The sequence below is a fragment of the Streptomyces sp. SAI-135 genome, from assembly GCF_029893805.1.
Classification (GTDB): domain Bacteria; phylum Actinomycetota; class Actinomycetes; order Streptomycetales; family Streptomycetaceae; genus Streptomyces.
The window spans coordinates 6,534,133-6,551,632 of record NZ_JARXYP010000002.1; the positions used below are offsets into that span (position 1 = coordinate 6,534,133).

The 17,500-nt window shown below is 69.9% G+C and carries 17 protein-coding genes; 9 read left to right on the plus strand and 8 right to left on the minus strand.

Going from position 1 to position 17,500, the window contains the following annotated elements; all coding sequences use genetic code 11:
• Positions 1 to 14: 14 nt before the first annotated feature.
• The 5 genes from M2163_RS34250 to M2163_RS34270 all read right to left on the minus strand — a co-directional run bounded on the left by M2163_RS34250 (position 15) and on the right by M2163_RS34270 (position 4,779).
• Positions 15 to 434, minus strand: coding sequence for a VOC family protein (locus M2163_RS34250; protein WP_280849060.1), 420 nt, complete (start codon positions 432 to 434; stop codon positions 15 to 17).
• An 83-nt stretch (positions 435 to 517) separates the two neighbouring features.
• Entirely contained in the window at positions 518 to 1,066 is a 549-nt protein-coding gene (locus M2163_RS34255) for a hypothetical protein (protein ID WP_280895887.1), read from the minus strand.
• A gap of 855 nt (positions 1,067 to 1,921) precedes the next feature.
• Positions 1,922 to 2,662, minus strand: a complete 741-nt coding sequence (locus tag M2163_RS34260; RefSeq protein WP_280849058.1) for an ATP-binding cassette domain-containing protein — start codon at positions 2,660 to 2,662, stop codon at positions 1,922 to 1,924.
• Between the two features lie 190 nt (positions 2,663 to 2,852).
• A complete protein-coding gene (locus M2163_RS34265; RefSeq protein ID WP_280895888.1) occupies positions 2,853 to 4,217 on the minus strand; it encodes an aspartate aminotransferase family protein in 1,365 nt (454 codons plus the stop codon).
• A gap of 19 nt (positions 4,218 to 4,236) precedes the next feature.
• Positions 4,237 to 4,779 carry an Lrp/AsnC family transcriptional regulator gene (locus M2163_RS34270; protein ID WP_280849056.1) on the minus strand — a complete coding sequence of 181 codons (543 nt, stop codon included), beginning with the start codon at positions 4,777 to 4,779 and terminating at the stop codon, positions 4,237 to 4,239.
• A gap of 182 nt (positions 4,780 to 4,961) precedes the next feature.
• Here M2163_RS34270 and M2163_RS34275 point away from each other — a divergent pair, with 182 nt between their 5' ends.
• The 3 genes from M2163_RS34275 (at position 4,962) to M2163_RS34285 (ending at position 7,773) form a co-directional block, all read left to right on the plus strand.
• Positions 4,962 to 6,401: a gamma-aminobutyraldehyde dehydrogenase gene (locus M2163_RS34275; protein WP_037708557.1), complete on the plus strand. Its 1,440-nt coding sequence runs from the start codon at positions 4,962 to 4,964 to the stop codon at positions 6,399 to 6,401.
• Between the two features lie 355 nt (positions 6,402 to 6,756).
• Positions 6,757 to 7,182: an SRPBCC family protein gene (locus M2163_RS34280; protein WP_280849055.1), complete on the plus strand. Its 426-nt coding sequence runs from the start codon at positions 6,757 to 6,759 to the stop codon at positions 7,180 to 7,182.
• Between the two features lie 63 nt (positions 7,183 to 7,245).
• Positions 7,246 to 7,773: a hypothetical protein gene (locus M2163_RS34285; protein WP_280895889.1), complete on the plus strand. Its 528-nt coding sequence runs from the start codon at positions 7,246 to 7,248 to the stop codon at positions 7,771 to 7,773.
• Between the two features lie 67 nt (positions 7,774 to 7,840).
• Here M2163_RS34285 and M2163_RS34290 read toward each other — a convergent pair whose 3' ends face one another.
• Positions 7,841 to 8,530: a glycerophosphodiester phosphodiesterase gene (locus M2163_RS34290; protein WP_280849053.1), complete on the minus strand. Its 690-nt coding sequence runs from the start codon at positions 8,528 to 8,530 to the stop codon at positions 7,841 to 7,843.
• Between the two features lie 26 nt (positions 8,531 to 8,556).
• The gene (locus M2163_RS34295; RefSeq protein ID WP_280849052.1) at positions 8,557 to 9,627 is read right to left on the minus strand and encodes an adenosine deaminase; all 1,071 of its coding nucleotides are present in this window, start codon (positions 9,625 to 9,627) and stop codon (positions 8,557 to 8,559) included.
• Between the two features lie 635 nt (positions 9,628 to 10,262).
• On the opposite strand from M2163_RS34295, the gene M2163_RS34300 reads away from it, so the two are divergent.
• Positions 10,263 to 10,913, plus strand: a complete 651-nt coding sequence (locus M2163_RS34300; protein ID WP_280849051.1) for a DUF4190 domain-containing protein — start codon at positions 10,263 to 10,265, stop codon at positions 10,911 to 10,913.
• Positions 10,914 to 10,959: 46 nt separating this feature from the next.
• Here the strand turns inward: M2163_RS34300 and M2163_RS34305 are convergent, their stop codons facing one another.
• On the minus strand, positions 10,960 to 11,529 hold the full coding sequence (locus M2163_RS34305; protein WP_280895890.1) for an NADAR family protein: 570 nt from the start codon (positions 11,527 to 11,529) through the stop codon (positions 10,960 to 10,962).
• A gap of 211 nt (positions 11,530 to 11,740) precedes the next feature.
• Here M2163_RS34305 and M2163_RS34310 point away from each other — a divergent pair, with 211 nt between their 5' ends.
• The 5 genes from M2163_RS34310 to M2163_RS34330 are packed head-to-tail and all read left to right on the plus strand — an operon-like array spanning position 11,741 to position 17,473.
• Positions 11,741 to 13,276: a gamma-aminobutyraldehyde dehydrogenase gene (locus M2163_RS34310; protein WP_280895891.1), complete on the plus strand. Its 1,536-nt coding sequence runs from the start codon at positions 11,741 to 11,743 to the stop codon at positions 13,274 to 13,276.
• 56 nt (positions 13,277 to 13,332) lie between these two features.
• Positions 13,333 to 14,580, plus strand: a complete 1,248-nt coding sequence (locus tag M2163_RS34315; RefSeq protein ID WP_280895892.1) for a spermidine/putrescine ABC transporter substrate-binding protein — start codon at positions 13,333 to 13,335, stop codon at positions 14,578 to 14,580.
• Positions 14,577 to 15,743, plus strand: a complete 1,167-nt coding sequence (locus tag M2163_RS34320; protein ID WP_280849047.1) for an ABC transporter ATP-binding protein — start codon at positions 14,577 to 14,579, stop codon at positions 15,741 to 15,743. Before M2163_RS34315 ends, M2163_RS34320 begins: the two co-directional genes overlap by 4 nt.
• Entirely contained in the window at positions 15,743 to 16,672 is a 930-nt protein-coding gene (locus M2163_RS34325) for an ABC transporter permease (protein WP_280849046.1), read from the plus strand. Before M2163_RS34320 ends, M2163_RS34325 begins: the two co-directional genes overlap by 1 nt.
• Positions 16,673 to 17,473, plus strand: coding sequence for an ABC transporter permease (locus M2163_RS34330; RefSeq protein WP_280849045.1), 801 nt, complete (start codon positions 16,673 to 16,675; stop codon positions 17,471 to 17,473). It abuts the gene before it with no gap.
• Positions 17,474 to 17,500 lie beyond the last annotated feature (27 nt).

Below are 17,500 nucleotides of genomic sequence, written 5' to 3' on the forward strand. Positions count from 1 at the left end.
TTCCGGCCCGGGGGTCAGCCCTGGATCGCCGCCGGGTCCATCCACACGACCTCCCAGCCGTGGCCGTCGAGGTCGTTGAAGGAACGGCCGTACATGAAGCCCTGGTCCTGCACGTCGTCGTTGGCCGTACCCCCCGCGGCGACGGCCTTCTCGACCAGCTCGTCCACCTTCTCGCGGCTCTCGGCGCTCAGACAGAGCAGCACCTGGCTGGTCTTCGTCGCGTCCGCGATCTCCTTCTTGGTGAACGTCGCGTAGAACGGCTTCGTGAGCAGCATCGCGACGATCGTCTCGCTGATCACGACGGAGGCCGCCTTGTCGTCGCTGAACTGTTCGTTGAGCGTGTAGCCGAGCTCCGTGTAGAACTTCTTCGAGGCGTCGAGGTCGTTCACGGGCAGGTTGACGAAGATCATCTGCTGGTAGGCCGGCGCAGTCATCGGAGTCTCTCCCATCGGGTGCGTGCGGTACGGGGGGTAGACGGGCGGGTGCGGCGGAACTCATCGGTGGGGAGAGATTTTTTTCAGGACGTCAGGGGGAGCGCCGCCAGCTCGGCCACGACCAGGGTGAGCGGGCCGAACAGGGCCAGCAGGGCGCCGGCGCGCAGGGCCGCCGCGCTGCGGAGCATCGTCGCGGGGGCGCCGAGGCGGACGAGCGCGGCCGTTGTGTCCGACCGCGCGTGCTTCGCCTCCACCGCGGCGGTGAGCAGTGTGGCGATCGTGCAGCTCGTCACGAGGAGCAGGCCGAGGGTGGTGAGGGGGCCGACCTCGGGGCCCGTGGCGTCGTACAGGCCGGCCATGGCGTAGGTGCCGGAGGCCACCGCGCAGACGATCCCCAGCGGGCGGCCGATACGGGCGGCCTCGGCCATGAGGACCCGTCCGGCGAGGAGGCGGAGGGCGCCGGGCCGGGTGGACTGCAGGAGACGGCCGCAGAGATGGGTGAGGCCGGGCCCGGCGACCGCCAGGCCGACGGCCGTGAGGAGCCAGCCGACCAGGACGGAGGGCGCGCCCGCGAGGCCGCCGGGGAGCGGGGTGGCGGCGGTGGCGCCCTGCCGGTTGGCGTAGGCCTCCACGGCCAGGCCCGCGGCGAGGACGGCGATGCCCCAGGGGAGGCCCTTGGGCGCTTCGCCGAGGGCGGGAAGGACCGCCGGGCCGAGGTCCTCGCTCCGGCTGTCCCGGGCGGGGGAGCGCGGCTGAGATGTCCGCGCCCCCGGCCGGGGGCGCGGCGGACACGTCCTCTCCGGTCCGGGCCGACGGGGTGCCGGCCGGCTTCGGCTCGTGAGCCGTCTCGGCGGTGCCGTCCCCGGCGGGCTCCCCCGCGGTCCGGCGCGCGCGGAAACGGCCGTACGCCCCGAAGGGCTCCCTCGCCGTCGTCCTGCCGTACGCCCCGAAGCGGCCGTACGACCGTGCCTCCCGCCTCGCCGCGGCGGGCCGGTCGTCCCGGGGCCGCAGGACGAGTCCCACCGTCACCGACGCGATGACCGGGACCAGGCCCAGCAGGGTCAGCGCCGCCGGCAACGGCAGGGAGGCGTCCGCCGCGAGGAAGTCCGCCGCCGCCCCGTCGAAGGGCATGCCCGTCAGGTCGCCCCGCAGATGGAGGAAGAAGAGCAGCGCCAGCATCGAGCCGAGGGTGCACGACAGGGCCGTCGTCGCCGCCGTGACGGCCATCAGACGGGCCGGGCCGAGGCCGATCGCCGCGAGACCGGGGCGGGGCCGGGTGCCCGGGTCGGTCCGGGCGACCGCCAGGGCGAAGTGGACGGTCGCGGCCAGCGGCGTCAGACACCACGCCAGGCGCAGCACGGAGCCCGACGAGTCCTCGGGGTGGCTCATCGCGTGGCCGAGGGTGCACAGGAGGAGGAACCCCGTGCCCGCCGAGGCGAGCGCCACCAGGAGGCGGCGCAGCTGCACGGCGGGACGGGCGCCCCGGGTCAGACGGAGAGCGAGCACGCGGTACGGCCTTCCGAGTCGGCCATCGGGGGCAGGTGCACGGTCTTCACCCGGCGTCCGTCCAGGAGGGTGACCGTGCGGTCCGCCAGGGCTGCGGTGTCGGGATCGTGCGTCGCCAGGACCACGGTGATGCCGTGGGAGCGGGCGGCCGTCGTGAGCGTGCGCAGGACGTGCGCGCGGTCCGCCCGGTGCAGCGGGGCCGTCGGTTCGTCCGCGAACAGGACCGACGGGGCCGGGGCCAGGGCGCGGGCGACGCAGACGCGCTGGCGTTCGGACTGGGTCAGCTCGTGCGGACGGCAGCGGGTGCGGTCGCCGATGTCCAGGCGCTCCAGCCACTCCAGGGCGGCCGTCCGGGCGCGCCGGCGACCGGTGCCGCGGAGCATGAGGGGGAGGGCGGCGTTCTCCCAGGCGTTGAGCTCGGGGACGAGCACCGGGGCCGGATCGATCCAGCCGAAGCGGTCGCGGCGCAGGCGCTCGCGGGTCATCGGACCCATGGTGTGCACCGGCACGCTGTTGAACCAGACCTCGCCGCGCTGGGCCGGGGCGAGTCCCGACAGGCATCTGAGCAGCGCGGTCTTGCCGCTGCCGCGCGGGCCGCTCACGGCGAGGATCTCGCCCTCGCGCACGCCCAGGGAGACGCCCTGGAGCGCGGGCGAGCCGTCGCGGTGGGTGAAGTGCAGGGAGCGTGCCCAGAGCACATCGTTGTCCGGCGGGGCCTCCATGGGCGTACACCTCGTTCTGGTCCGTTGTGCCTTGCAATCCCCCGAGCGGGGGAACGAAAGCAGGGCCGATCGGTTACCAGGCACGCTAAGGAGGCGGGGGCGGGACGCCGTACAGCACACGGCCCGGGGTGCGCCCCTGTCACTCGGACGGGGGCACCCCGGGTCGTACAAGCGGCTGAACCGCCGAGTGCTAGAGCTTCGTCCAGGCCTCGGTGAGGGTCGCGCGCAGGATCTGCTCGATCTCGTCGAAGGTCCCCTGGTCGGAGATCAGCGGCGGGGCGAGCTGGACGACCGGGTCGCCGCGGTCGTCGGCACGGCAGTACAGGCCGTTGTCGAAGAGGGCCTTGGAGAGGAAGCCGTACAGGACGCGCTCGGTCTCCTCGTCGTTGAAGGACTCCTTGGTCGCCTTGTCCTTCACCAGCTCGATGCCGTAGAAGAAGCCGTTGCCGCGGACGTCGCCGACGATCGGCAGGTCGTGCAGCTTCTCCAGGGTCGAGCGGAACGCGCCCTCGTTGTCGAGGACGTGCTGGTTGAGGTTCTCGCGCTCGAACAGGTCGAGGTTGGCGAGACCGACCGCGGCCGACACGGGGTGGCCGCCGAAGGTGTAGCCGTGCAGGAAGGTGTTGTCGCCCTTGTAGAACGGCTCGGCCAGGCGGTCGGAGATGATGCAGGCGCCGATCGGGGAGTAGCCCGAGGTCATGCCCTTGGCGCAGGTGATCATGTCCGGGACGTAGTCGAACTTGTCGCAGGCGAACATGGTGCCGAGGCGGCCGAAGGCGCAGATGACCTCGTCGGAGACGAGCAGCACGTCGTACTGGTCGCAGATCTCGCGCACCCGCTGGAAGTAGCCGGGCGGGGGCGGGAAGCAGCCGCCCGCGTTCTGCACCGGCTCCAGGAAGACCGCGGCGACGGTGTCCGGGCCCTCGAAGAGGATCTGCTGCTCGATCTGGTCGGCGGCCCAGCGGCCGAACGCCTCGGGGTCGTCGCCGAAGATCGGGGCGCGGTAGATGTTGGTGTTCGGCACCTTGTGAGCGCCGGGAACCAGCGGCTCGAAGGGGGCCTTGAGGGCCGGCAGACCGGTGATGGACAGGGCGCCCTGCGGGGTGCCGTGGTAGGCGACCGCGCGGGAGATGACCTTGTGCTTGGTCGGCTTGCCGGTGAGCTTGAAGTACTGCTTGGCGAGCTTCCAGGCGGTCTCGACCGCCTCACCGCCGCCGGTGGTGAAGAAGACCTTGTTCAGGTCGCCGGGCGCGTGCTGCGCGAGGCGCTCCGCGAGCTCGACGGCCTTCGGGTGGGCGTAGGACCACACCGGGAAGAACGCCAGCTCCTGCGCCTGCTTGAACGCGGTCTCGGCCAGTTCGGTGCGGCCGTGGCCGGCCTGGACCACGAACAGGCCCGCGAGACCGTCGAGGTAGCGCCTGCCCTTGTCGTCGTAGATGTAGGTGCCCTCGCCCCGGACGATGGTCGGGACCGGGGAGTTCTCGTACGAGGACATGCGGGTGAAGTGCATCCACAGGTGGTCGTACGCGGTGCGGCTGAGGTCCTTGGAGCTCACGGTTATCGGGTCCTCACGGTTATCGGGTTCCCCACATGTAGGTCTGCTTCTTGAGCTTCAGGTAGACGAAGCTCTCGGTGGAGCGCACTCCGGGGATGGCCCGGATGCGGCGGTTGATGACCTCCAGCAGGTGGTCGTCGTCCTCGCAGACGATCTCCACCATCAGGTCGAAGGAGCCGGCGGTCATCACGACGTACTCGCACTCGGACATGGCGGTCAGCGCGTCGGCCACGGACTCGACGTCGCCCTCGACGTGGATGCCGACCATCGCCTGGCGCCTAAAGCCCACGGTGAGCGGGTCCGTGACGGCGACGATCTGCATCACGCCCTGGTCGAGCAGCTTCTGGACGCGTTGGCGCACGGCCGCCTCGGACAGGCCCACGGCCTTGCCGATCGCGGCGTACGGGCGGCGGCCGTCCTCCTGGAGCTGCTCGATGATGGCGAGGGAGACGGCGTCCAGGTTCGGGCTGCTGCCGTTCCTGGACTCGCTCCTTGACTCGCTCCTGGACTCGCGGGAGTCCCTGGGGTCTGCGCTTCGACTGGCCACGAGCTCACTGTGCACGACGTCTCGTCGGTTTCGCAAGGTCGGGGCGATGAAATTCGTTGTTTACGTGACTGAGACCTGCGGATTTCGCAGTCCTGGCGGGATCGGGGGTGTTGAAAACGTGGGCCTGGCGATTAGGGTGGGTGTCTCAGTGAGTGGACAGTTTCAACCCCCCAGCTTCAACCCCCAGGAGGTCGGCAGTGAGCACCGAGCTGCGTCGTCTGCGCAACTACATCGACGGTGAGTTCCGGGACGCCGCCGACGGGCGCACCACCGAGGTGGTCAACCCCGCGACCGGTGAGGCGTACGCGACCGCCCCGCTGTCCGGGCAGGCGGACGTGGACGCGGCGATGGCCGCCGCTGCCGCCGCCTTCCCCGGCTGGCGCGACACCACCCCCGCCGAGCGCCAGAAGGCCCTGCTGAAGATCGCGGACGCGTTCGAGGAGCGGGCCGAGGAACTCATCGCGGCCGAGGTGGAGAACACCGGCAAGCCGATCGGGCTCACGCGGTCCGAGGAGATCCCGCCGATGGTCGACCAGATCCGCTTCTTCGCCGGTGCGGCGCGGATGCTGGAGGGGCGCTCGGCCGGCGAGTACATGGAGGGCCTGACCTCCATCGTGCGGCGCGAGCCGGTGGGTGTCTGCGCGCAGGTCGCGCCGTGGAACTACCCGATGATGATGGCCGTGTGGAAGTTCGCGCCGGCGATCGCCGCCGGCAACACGGTGGTGCTGAAGCCCTCGGACACGACGCCCGCGTCCACCGTGCTGATCGCGGAGATCATCGGCGGGATCCTGCCGAAGGGCGTCTTCAACGTCGTCACCGGCGACCGTGACACCGGGCGGCTGATGGTCGAGCACCCCACGCCGGCGATGGCGTCCATCACCGGGTCGGTGCGGGCCGGCATGTCGGTCGCCGAGTCCGCGTCCAAGGACCTGAAGCGGGTGCACCTGGAGCTGGGCGGCAAGGCCCCGGTCGTCGTCTTCGAGGACACCGACATCGCCAAGGCCGTCGAGGACATCTCCGTGGCGGGCTTCTTCAACGCCGGGCAGGACTGCACGGCGGCCACGCGGGTGCTGGTGCAGTCCTCGATCCACGACGAGTTCGTCGCGGCGCTGGCGAAGGCCGCCGCCGACACGAAGACGGGGCAGCCGGACGACGAGGACGTGCTGTTCGGTCCCCTCAACAACCCGAACCAGCTCAAGCAGGTCTCCGGATTCATCGAGCGGCTGCCCGCGCACGCCAAGGTCGAGGCCGGCGGCCACCAGGTCGGTGAGAAGGGGTACTTCTACGCGCCGACCGTCGTGTCCGGACTGAAGCAGGACGACGAGATCATCCAGAAGGAGGTCTTCGGGCCGGTCATCACCGTCCAGTCCTTCACGGACGAGGAGCAGGCCGTGTCGTGGGCCAACGGGGTCGAGTACGCCCTCGCCTCCTCGGTGTGGACCAAGGACCACGGCCGGGCGATGCGGATGTCCAAGAAGCTGGACTTCGGGTGCGTGTGGATCAACACGCACATTCCGCTGGTCGCCGAGATGCCGCACGGCGGGTTCAAGAAGTCGGGCTACGGCAAGGATCTGTCGGGGTACGGGTTCGAGGACTACACGCGGATCAAGCACGTGATGACTTCGTTGGACGCGTAGATCCTTTACACGGCAGACGCGTGTGGCTCTTCGGCCTGCGGGTGCGTGGGGGCTGGTCGCGCAGTTCCCCGCGCCCCTGGGGGAGTTGGGGTGGGCGGGTGCCGGGAAGGGCCGGTCGGTTCCCGTCCCCGCCCTCCCGTAGGACCCTGCTGCGCGCGCTCGGTGGTGGGGCGGTGTGGGGCGGGCTCGCCGGGCGCGGGGTGCCCGCCGCGTACGGGGCCACGGGGGCGTGCGCCGAGCGCTGGTCCGCTGCCGTGGCACCCCTTCGTCGTGTGTGCCGTCCCGACGGGGGTATCCGCCTCGCACCGCAACCGTCGGGCCTGCCGACGCGGCCCGCCAGAAGGAGAGGTACCGCATGTCCGCGTCCCTCGTCGAAACGGTCGACATCGAGGCTCCCGTGGCTGTCGCCTGGGCCCTGTGGAGCGATGTGACCCGGTGGCCGGCCTTCCTGAGCCACGTACGCCTGGTGGAGAGGATGGACGAGCGCCGCTTCGCCTGGCAGCTGCAACTTCCCGGTGCCGACAAGAACTTCGTCGCCGAGCTCACCGAGGTCGTCCCCGAGGACCGCATCGCCTGGCGCACGGTGGAGGGGGTCCACCACGCGGGCGTGGTCACCTTCCACCGGCTCAGTGACACCACGAGCCGGGTGACCCTGCAGATCGAGTACGACCCGCAGGGGTTCGTCGAGCACCTCGGCGCGCTGACCAACCTGGACTCGGCACTCGCCAACTACGACCTCGGCGAGTTCCAGAAACTGGCCGAGACGGCGGCCACGTCCTGACCACCGTCGGCCCGCCCGCCCAAATCTTTTGAACATGTTCAATTCTAGGCGTACGCTGCTGCCATGAGCGACAGAGCCGCCCAACTCAGGGGCATTCGCGCATGGCTGGTCTTCTTCGTCGTCTGCCTGGTGCTCAGCGGTGCCACGGCCTTCCCACTGGTCCACGAACTGCGCTGGACCGAGGACCTGTTGCGGCACCTGCCCGCGCCGGACGCGCTGACGGAGTGGATCACCCGCGTCCGGCGCGGGCTCGACACCGCCGACAGCGACTACCCCTTCCTCCTCTACGGCACGGACTGGCTGGCCTTCGCCCACCTGGTCATCGCGGTCGCCTTCTACGGCCCCTACCGCGACCCGGTCCGCAACATCTGGGTCGTCGAGTTCGGGATGATCGCCTGCGCCGGGATCATCCCGCTCGCCCTGATCTGCGGGCCCATCCGGGGCATCCCGTTCTGGTGGAGCGTGCTCGACATGTCGTTCGGGATCCTCGGAGTGCTCCCCCTGTACGTCGTACGGCGGAGGATCAAGCGGCTGGAGGCGCTCGCCCCGTACGACTCCGCGCCCGGCGCCCCCGCCGTGCCCGCAACGTGAGCGCCGCCCTTCCGCTGCTCGAGCGCCGTCAAGCGCTACGGCGCCTGGTCCGCGACACCGGCCAGGGCTACGCCGCGTTCGCGCGCAGGGCGCAGAGCACGTCCACCCGGTTCGTCGTGATCGAGTCGACGCCCATCGCGGCGAGGCGGCGCATCGCGCGGCGGGTGTCGGGGGTCCAGACGGAGATCAGACAGCCGTCCGAGTGGATGCGGTCGGCGAGGTCCCGGTCCATCAGACCGAAGCGGTAGTTCAGCCAGCGCGGCCTGACCGCGTCCAGGAGGGCGGGGCGCGGGGGCGCGAGGCTGGTCCAGGTGAGCGCAATCTCCGCGGACCGGTCGGCCGCGCGGACGGCGAGCATGGCGGTGGCGTCGGCGCAGTAGTAGACGCGGTCCTGGGCGCCCTGCTCGCGGACCACGTCGACCACGCGGCGGGCGACCCGCACCTCCCTCGTGCCGGGCAGGTCGAGCATCAGACGGTGGCCGTCGGTGGCCGCGAGTGCCTCCGCGAGGGTCGGCACCCGGCCGTCCGTCAGCCCGCGCACCTCGTCCGCCGACAGGGACAGCAGGGGACGGTCGTGCTCCCACAACCGCTTCAGCGTGTCGTCGTGGAGCAGCACCGGGACGCCGTCCCTGGTGAGCCGTACGTCGATCTCCACCGCGTCCGCGCCCCGGTCGAGCGCGGAACGCAGGGAGTCGATCGTGTTCTCACGGACGCGGTAGGGGTCGCCGCGGTGTGCCACGGCCGTCAGCTTCTGCATGCGCCCATTGTGGTGGGGCGTACGGGTCAGGGGGCGAGCCAGGTGCTGGTGCAGGTGTCGATCTCGTCCTTGATCCTGGTCTTGCCGGGCTCGTCGAGGAACGACGCGTCGACCGCGTTCTTCGCGAGTGCGGCCAGGCCCCTCTCGTCGAGGTCCAACAGCCTCGCCGCCACCGCGTACTCGCTGTTCAGGTCCGTGCCGAACATCGGGGGGTCGTCGGAGTTGATCGTGACGACGACGCCCGCCTTCACGAACTCCCTGATCGGGTGCTCGTCGAGGGTGCGGACGGCTCGGGTCGCGATGTTGGAGGTGGGGCACACCTCCAGCGGGATGCGGTGCTCGGCGAGGTGGGTGAGGAGCGCCGGGTCCTGAGCGGAGCTCGTGCCGTGGCCGATGCGTTCGGCACGCAGGTGGGTGAGGGCGTCCCACACCGTCTCCGGGCCGGTCGTCTCGCCGGCGTGCGGCACCGAGCGCAGGCCGGCGGCGATCGCCCGGTCGAAGTACGGCTTGAACTGGGGGCGCGGGACGCCGATCTCGGGGCCGCCGAGACCGAAGCTCACGAGGCCCTCCGGGCGGAGGCGGTCGTCGGTGGCGAGCCTCGTCGTCTCCTCGGCGGCCTCCAGACCGGCCTCGCCGGGGATGTCGAAGCACCAGCGCAGTACGGTGCCGAACTCGGACTCGGCCGCCTTGCGGGCGTCTTCGATCGCCTCCATGAACGCGCGCTCGTCGATGCCGCGGCGGGTCGAGGAGAACGGGGTGATGGTGAGCTCGGCGTAGCGCACCTGCTGGCGGGCGAGGTCTCTTGCGACCTCGTAGGTGAGGAGCCGGACGTCCTCGGGGGTGCGGATCAGGTCCACGACGCTGAGGTAGACGTCGATGAAGTGGGCGAAGTCCGTGAAGGTGAAGTAGTCGACGAGTGCCTCGGGGTCCGTGGGGACCTTGGAGTCGGGGTGGCGGGCGGCCAGTTCGGAGACGATGCGGGGGGAGGCGGAGCCGACGTGGTGGACGTGGAGTTCGGCCTTGGGCAGGTCGGCGATGAAGGCGTGCAGGTGGTCGGTGCGGTCGGTGTGGCCGGTGTGGCCGGTGGGCGTCGTCATGGGGGCCTCCCCTTGCTGGGCGCGCGCCCGCCGGGTTCGGTGCGGTGGTGTGCGGGGGGCGGCGCGGTGATCGGCTGATCGATGCGGAACATGGTAGGCGGGTGGGGTTGTCGTCTGGCTGGGGGTTGGGTGGGGGCGGGCGTTTTGCGCAGTTCCCCGCGCCCCTGAATGCCTGCGGCGGCCCGTGACGGCTTCGGTGGGGGCGTGCGTAGCGCATACGGCCCGGTGGTGGGGTCGGTGCCGGGGTGGGGGGTATCCGTCCTCGGTCCGGCGGCTCGGTCCCTCGAAGAAGGGGCCCGGTAACGGACGCCGGCCGCTGCGGGCGGACACCCCCCACCCCGTCCCCTTGCCGCCGTCGGCGTCTGCACGAGCGTCCACATGTCCCACCCAGGGGCGCGGGGAACTGCGCGACCGGCCACGGCGGACCCGCAGCCGCCCCACATCCGGCGGATGAGGTGACGAACGGTCCGTCGTGGCGCAGGTGACTGCACCTGCCCAGGGGCGCGGGGAACTGCGCGGTCAGCCCCCACCGGCCCGCACCCGCCCGACAACCGAACCCCGCACCCCCCTCGGCGCCGGGCCCCCAGACCGCCCCCCGTAACATGGCCGCACGAACGACCTAGGGGGACGTGAGCATGACGGATGGAACGCAGTCGGGTGGGGACCGGGACCCGTGGGCGCCGCCGGAGAGTGGGCCGTCGTTGGAGAAGAGCCCCTCGCCCGGTGCCGGGCAGCCGCCGTCGCCCTCCGTGCATGATCAGCCCACCATGACGTCCGGGCCGAACGACGCCTACGGCTTCCCGCCTCCGGCCGCCGCCCCGCCCGCCCCCACCCCGGGATACGGCTACCCCGTGCCGCCCCCGCCCATCGGACCGGAGGGCCCCGGCGCTCCCGTCGGCTACGGCTACCCCAGCTACCCGCAGGGCCCCCAGGGGTACGGCGGCTGGGCCCCGCCGAAGCCACCGCAGAACGGCATGGGTGTCGCCGCGATGGTGCTGGGCATCCTGTCCTGCGCCCTGTTCTGCATGTACGGCATCCTCTCGCTGGTGCTCGGGGTCCTCGCCATCATCTTCGGAATCAAGGGACGCAAGCGGGCCGAGCTCGGTGAGGCCACCAACCACGGGCAGGCGCAGGCCGGGTTCATCATGGGGATCATCGGGACGATCCTCGGGATCGCGGTGATCGTGCTGCTCGCCATCGGGATCACCGCCGCCATCAACTCGGAGGACGACTCCGACTACTACGACGGGTCCCTCGCCGCCGTGGCGACCGGGTACGTGGGGTAGGCGCCCCGGAGCGGAAACGGGGGACCACCGGATCCGGTGGTCCCCTTCACGCGTTTCTGAGGCGGTCCCTCGCCTCCATCAGGGCGAAGCCCAGGAGGTTCGGGCCGCGCCAGCGCTCCGGGTGGCCCGCCGCCTCGTCGTCCGCGGCGAGGCCGATGCCCCACACCCGGTCCACCGGGCTGGCCTCCACCAGGACCCGGTCGCCGGTGTTCAGGAGGAACTGCCGCAGGTCCTCGTGGGCCGCGAACTTGTGGACGCTGCCCTCCACGACGATCCCGAAGCGCTCGCGCCGCCAGATCTGCTCGTCGAAGCCGCGGACCAGGCGGCCCGCCGCCTTGGCCTGGGACGGGTGTCCGGCGGCCACGATGCGGCGCTCGGCCTCCGGGTCGTCGAAAAGCCGTGCCTTGCCCGCCATCATCCAGTGCTCGGCGGTCGCATAGGTCACCCCGTCCACCACGAACGGTGAGGGCCACCACTGGCTCAGACAGCTCGCGCCGACCCGGCCGTCCGGACGCGGGCGGTGGCCCCAGAAGTACAGAAACTTGAGCTTGGCTCCGGCCCGGACCCGTCTGACCAGGGCATCCTGTGAATCGATCTTCCCCGTGATCTTCCCCATGCACGCGAGTCTGGCAGGAACCACTGACAGTCCGTCCTTCCTTTTCCGGGGCGACTCGACACCTGGTCGACAGATTCCGTCGCGTAACCGAAAGGCAACAACGGAATCACTTGTAGGAGTGTCATTGCTCTGTCAGGATCGGCACTCAAATCGAGCTGGAGCTACGCCACCCGCCCGCGTTCGCCGCGGGGTGACGGCGGAGGAGAGCGACATGCACAACCCGGGCAGTGCCATCCCGGACCGGTTCGCGGCGCAGGAGCGGTTCGCCGCGGGCGCGCAGTTCATCGCAGGGCGTCTCACCAAGGGGACCTCAGGCCGTACGCACGCGGTCGTCGACCCCGCGAGCGGTGAGGAGGTCTTCACCTACGAGCTCGCGGGCGTCGAGGATGTCGATGCCGCCGTGGCCGCGGCTCGTGCGGCCTTCCCGGGGTGGGCGGCCACCACCCCCGGTGAGCGGTCCGAGGCCCTGCACCGGTTCGCCGCCGTGCTCGCCGACCGTGCCGAGGACTTCGCCCGCGCGGAGTCGCTGCAATGCGGGAAGCCGTTGAAGCTGACTCGGGAGTTCGACGTCCCCGGGACCATCGACAACACCGCCTTCTTCGCGGGTGCGGCCCGGCACCTCCAGGGCCAGTCCGCCGGGGAGTACTCCGGCGACCACACGTCGTACGTGCGGCGTGAGCCCATCGGTGTCGTCGGGTCCATCGCGCCCTGGAACTACCCGCTGCAGATGGCCGCCTGGAAGATCCTCCCGGCGATCGCCGCGGGCAACACCATCGTTCTGAAGCCCGCCGAGATCACTCCGCTGACCTCTCTTCTCTTCGCCCAGGCCGCCACCGACGCGGGGATCCCGGACGGTGTCGTCAACATCGTCACCGGGACCGGGAAGGAGGCGGGGGAGCGGCTGGTCGGGCATCCGGACGTGGCCATGACCTCGTTCACCGGGTCGACGGCCGTGGGGAAGCGGGTCGCCGAGATCGCCACCGCCACCGTCAAACGGCTCCATCTGGAGCTCGGCGGCAAGGCCCCCTTCCTCGTCTTCGACGACGCCGACCTGGAGGCCGCCGTCAACGGGGCCGTCGCGGGCGCGCTCATCAACACCGGGCAGGACTGCACGGCCGCCACGCGCGCGTACGTGCAGCGGCCGCTCTACAAGGCGTTCGTGGAGCGCACCGGCGCGCTGATGGAGAGCGTCCGGCTCGGCGATCCCTTCGCCGCCGGCACCGATCTCGGGCCGCTGATCTCGCACGTCCAGCGGGACCGGGTCGCCGGGTTCGTCGACCGTGCGCGCGGCTACGCGCGCGTGGTGACCGGAGGGGAGGCGCCGGGCGGGGAGCTCGCCAAGGGGGCCTACTACAAGCCCACCCTCGTCGCCGACGCCGCGCAGGACAGCGAGATCGTCCAGTCCGAGATCTTCGGGCCGGTCCTCGTCGTGCTGCCCTTCGACAGCGACGACGAGGGCATCCGGCTCGCCAACGACACCCCTTACGGGCTTGCCGCCTCCGCCTGGAGCCGGGACGTCTACCGGGCGAACCGGGCCACGCGGGAGATCAAGGCCGGGTGCGTGTGGGTCAACGACCACATCCCGATCATCAGCGAGATGCCGCACGGCGGGTACAAGGCGTCCGGCTTCGGCAAGGACATGTCCTCGTACTCGTTCGAGGAGTACACCCAGATCAAACACGTCATGTTCGACAACACGGCGGTCGTCAGGAAGGACTGGCACCGCACGATCTTCGGGGACCGATAGCCGTATTCAGGCCGCCTGACCCGCGGCCGCACACTTTCCCGAAAGGGCACCAGCGCATGGAGCAGTACGAGCCCGACCGCCTGTCACCGGCCCAAGTGGCCGCCATGCGGCGCAGTCTCCGCAATGGTCGGGCCGCCATGACCCGGCGGTCCCTGCTGCGCGCCTCCGCGGGCGGCGCGCTCGCGGTCGGCGGCCTCGGCACGCTGAGCGCCTGCGGGATCCCCGCGGCCGGCACCACCCAGGGCGGGGTCTCCGCGGAGGACCACTCGGCCAAGGAGAAGACCGTCAACTTCTCCAACTGGACCGAGTACATCGACGTGGACGAGAGCGAAAAGCACCACCCCACGCTCGACCAGTTCAAGAAAGAGACCGGCATCTCGGTCAAGTACACCGAGGACATCAACGACAACGTCGAGTTCTTCGGCAAGATCAAGCCGCAGCTCGCGGCGGGGCAGGACACCGGGCGCGACATCATCGTGCTCACCGACTGGCTCGCCGCGCGGCTCATCCGGCTCGGCTGGGTCCAGAAACTGGACGCCTCCCACCTGCCCCACGCCTACGCCAACCTGTCCGCGCAGTTCCGTGATCCCGACTGGGACCCGGGAAGGGCGTACTCCTATGTGTGGCAGGGCATCTCGACCGTCATCGCCTACAACAAGAAGGCGCTCGACGGCCAGGAGGTGAAGTCGATCTCCGACCTGCTCGACAACACCAAGCTCAAGGGGCGGGTCGGCTTCCTGTCGGAGATGCGCGACAGCATCGGCATGACCCTGCTCGACATGGGCAAGGACCCGGCGAACTTCACCGCCGACGACTACGACGCGGCCATCGCGCGTCTCCAGAAGGCCGTCGACAAGGGGCAGATCCGCCGCTTCACCGGCAACGACTACACCTCCGACCTGACCAGCGGCGACTTCGCCGCCTGTGTCGCCTGGGCCGGTGACGTCGTCCAGCTGAAGGCCGACAGCCCGGACATCGACTTCATCATTCCGGACAGCGGATACATGACGTCGACGGACAACATGCTGATCCCCAACAAGGCCCGTCACAAGACGAACGCCGAGCGGCTCATCGACTTCTACTACCAGCCGAAGCCGGCCGCCGAGCTCGCCGCGTACATCAACTACGTGTCGCCCGTCGACGGCGTGAAGCCCGAGCTGGCGAAGATCGACCCGGATGCGGCGAACAACCCGCTGATCATCCCCGACAAGGCCATGGCCGCGAAGTCGCACGCCTTCCGCTCGCTGAGCTCGAAGGAAGAGACGGCCTTTGAAGAGAAGTTCGCGAAGCTGACTGGGGCGTGATCACCGTGACGAACAAGAACACCGAGGGCAGCGGCGACGTCCGCCTCGCCGGCATCAGCAAGACCTACGACAACGGCTTCACCGCCGTGCAGCCGCTCGACCTGACCGTGCCCCAGGGCTCCTTCTTCGCCCTGCTCGGCGCCTCCGGCTGCGGCAAGACCACCACCCTGCGCATGATCGCCGGTCTGGAGGAGCCCACCACGGGCACCGTGCACCTCGGCGACCAGGAGGTCACCCGGCTGCCCCCCTATAAGCGCCCGGTGAACACCGTCTTCCAGTCCTACGCCCTCTTCCCGCACCTCGACATCTTCGAGAACGTCGCCTTCGGTCTGCGCCGGCGCGGCATCAAGTCGGTGAAGAAGCAGGTCGAGGACATGCTGGAGCTCGTACAGCTGGGGGAGCAGGCCCGCAAGAAGCCGCACCAGCTCTCCGGTGGCCAGCAGCAGCGTGTCGCGGTGGCGCGGGCGCTGATCAACACGCCCAAGGTGCTCCTCCTCGACGAGCCGCTCGGCGCCCTCGACCTGAAGCTGCGCCGCCAGATGCAGCTGGAGCTCAAGCGCATCCAGACCGAGGTCGGCATCACCTTCGTGCACGTCACGCACGACCAGGAGGAGGCCATGACCATGGCCGACACGGTCGCCGTGATGAACGCGGGCCGTGTCGAGCAGCTCGGCTCGCCCACCGACCTGTACGAGAACCCGCAGACCACCTTCGTCGCCAACTTCCTCGGCACCTCCAACCTGATCGAGGCCGAGGTCGACTCCAAGAGCGGCGGCGAGATCGTGCTGAAGGCGGGCGGCGGGAAGCTGGTCCTGCCCGAGGCGCGCTACTCCGGGCCCACCGCGACCGGTGGCAAGGTGCTCGTGGGCGTGCGTCCCGAGAAGATCTCCCTCACGCACGCGGACCAGGCCGGGGAGATCCCCGTGGGCCGCAACCGGATCACCGGGAAGATCGCCGACTCCTCCTTCATCGGCGTCTCCACGCAGTACGTCATCGACAGCCCCGTCTGTCCCGAGTTCGAGGTCTACGCCCAGAACATCGACCGCGACGACCGGCTGGTGCCCGGCGCCGAGGTCGTCCTGCACTGGAACCCGGCGCACACCTTCGGACTGGACGCCGCCCAGGACATCGACGCCGGCATCCAGGAAGAGGCGACGGTCTGATGGCGACGCTCACCGAGGCGCCCCCGCCGCTCTCCCCGACCGCGCCCGAGAAGAAGCCGCCGCGCAGGAGGGGCCGCTTCACCCCGTACTGGCTGCTGCTGCCCGGCATCCTCTGGCTGCTCATCTTCTTCGCCCTGCCGATGATCTACCAGGCCTCCACGTCCGTGCAGACGGGCTCCCTGGAGACGGGCTACAAGGTCACCTGGCACTTCGCCACCTACTGGGACGCCCTGTCCGAGTACTGGCCGCAGTTCCTGCGCTCGATCCTGTACGCCGGTGCCGCGACGATCCTCTGCCTGGTGCTGGGGTATCCGCTCGCGTACCTGATCGCCTTCCGCGCGGGACGCTGGCGGAACCTGATCATGGTCCTGGTGATCGCGCCGTTCTTCACCAGCTTCCTGATCCGCACGCTCGCCTGGAAGACGATCCTCGCGGACAGCGGTCCCGTCGTCGGCGCCCTCAACACCCTGCACGTCCTGGACGTCACCAGCTGGCTCGGCTGGACCACCGGCGACCGCGTCCTGGCCACCCCGCTCGCGGTGGTCTGCGGTCTGACGTACAACTTCCTGCCGTTCATGATCCTGCCGCTGTACACCTCCCTGGAGCGCATCGACGGGCGGCTGCACGAGGCGGCGGGCGACCTGTACGCGAAGCCCGTCACCACCTTCCGCAAGGTCACCTTCCCGCTGTCGATGCCGGGCGTGGTCTCCGGGACGCTGCTGACCTTCATCCCGGCGGCCGGCGACTACGTGAACGCCGATCTGCTCGGCTCCACGGACACTCGCATGGTCGGCAACGTCATCCAGTCGCAGTTCCTGCGGATCCTGGACTATCCGACGGCCGCGGCCCTCTCCTTCATCCTGATGGCCGCGATTCTCTTCATGGTCACCTTCTACATCCGTAGGTCCGGCACGGAGGATCTGGTTTAAATGGCCTTCGTCAACTGGCTCAAGCGTCATCTCGTCGTCATCGCGGGACTGGTCACGCTCGGATATCTCCTGCTGCCGAACGTCGTCGTCACGGTGTTCTCCTTCAACAAACCGAAGGGGCGCTTCAACTACGAGTGGCAGCAGTTCTCCACGGATGCCTGGAAGGACCCCTGCGGGGTCGCCGACATGTGCGGATCGCTCTCCCTCAGCCTCCAGATCGCGTTCTGGGCGACGGTCGGCGCGACCGTCCTCGGCACGATGATCGCCTTCGCGCTGGTCCGCTACCGCTTCCGCGCCCGCGGCGCGGTGAACTCGCTGATCTTCCTGCCGATGGCGATGCCCGAGGTCGTCATGGCGGCCTCGCTGCTCACCCTGTTCCTCAACATGGGCGCGCAGCTGGGCTTCTGGACGATCCTCATCGCCCACATCATGTTCTGCCTGAGCTTCGTCGTGACGGCGGTCAAGGCACGTGTGATGTCGATGGACCCGCGCCTCGAGCAGGCCGCGCAGGACCTGTACGCCGGTCCTTTCCAGACCTTCGTCCGGGTCACCCTGCCGATCGCCGCGCCCGGAATCGCCGCGGGCGCGCTGCTCGCCTTCGCGCTCTCCTTCGACGACTTCATCATCACCAACTTCAACGCCGGCTCGACCGTCACCTTCCCCATGTTCGTCTGGGGTTCGGCACAGCGCGGAACGCCCGTGCAGATCAACGTCATCGGCACGACGATGTTCCTCGTCGCCGTCCTTCTGGTGCTGACCTCCATGGTCGTCAGCAACCGCCGCAACAGGCAAAAGGCATAGGCCTTTTCGCGGAATCTTCTGTAGGGA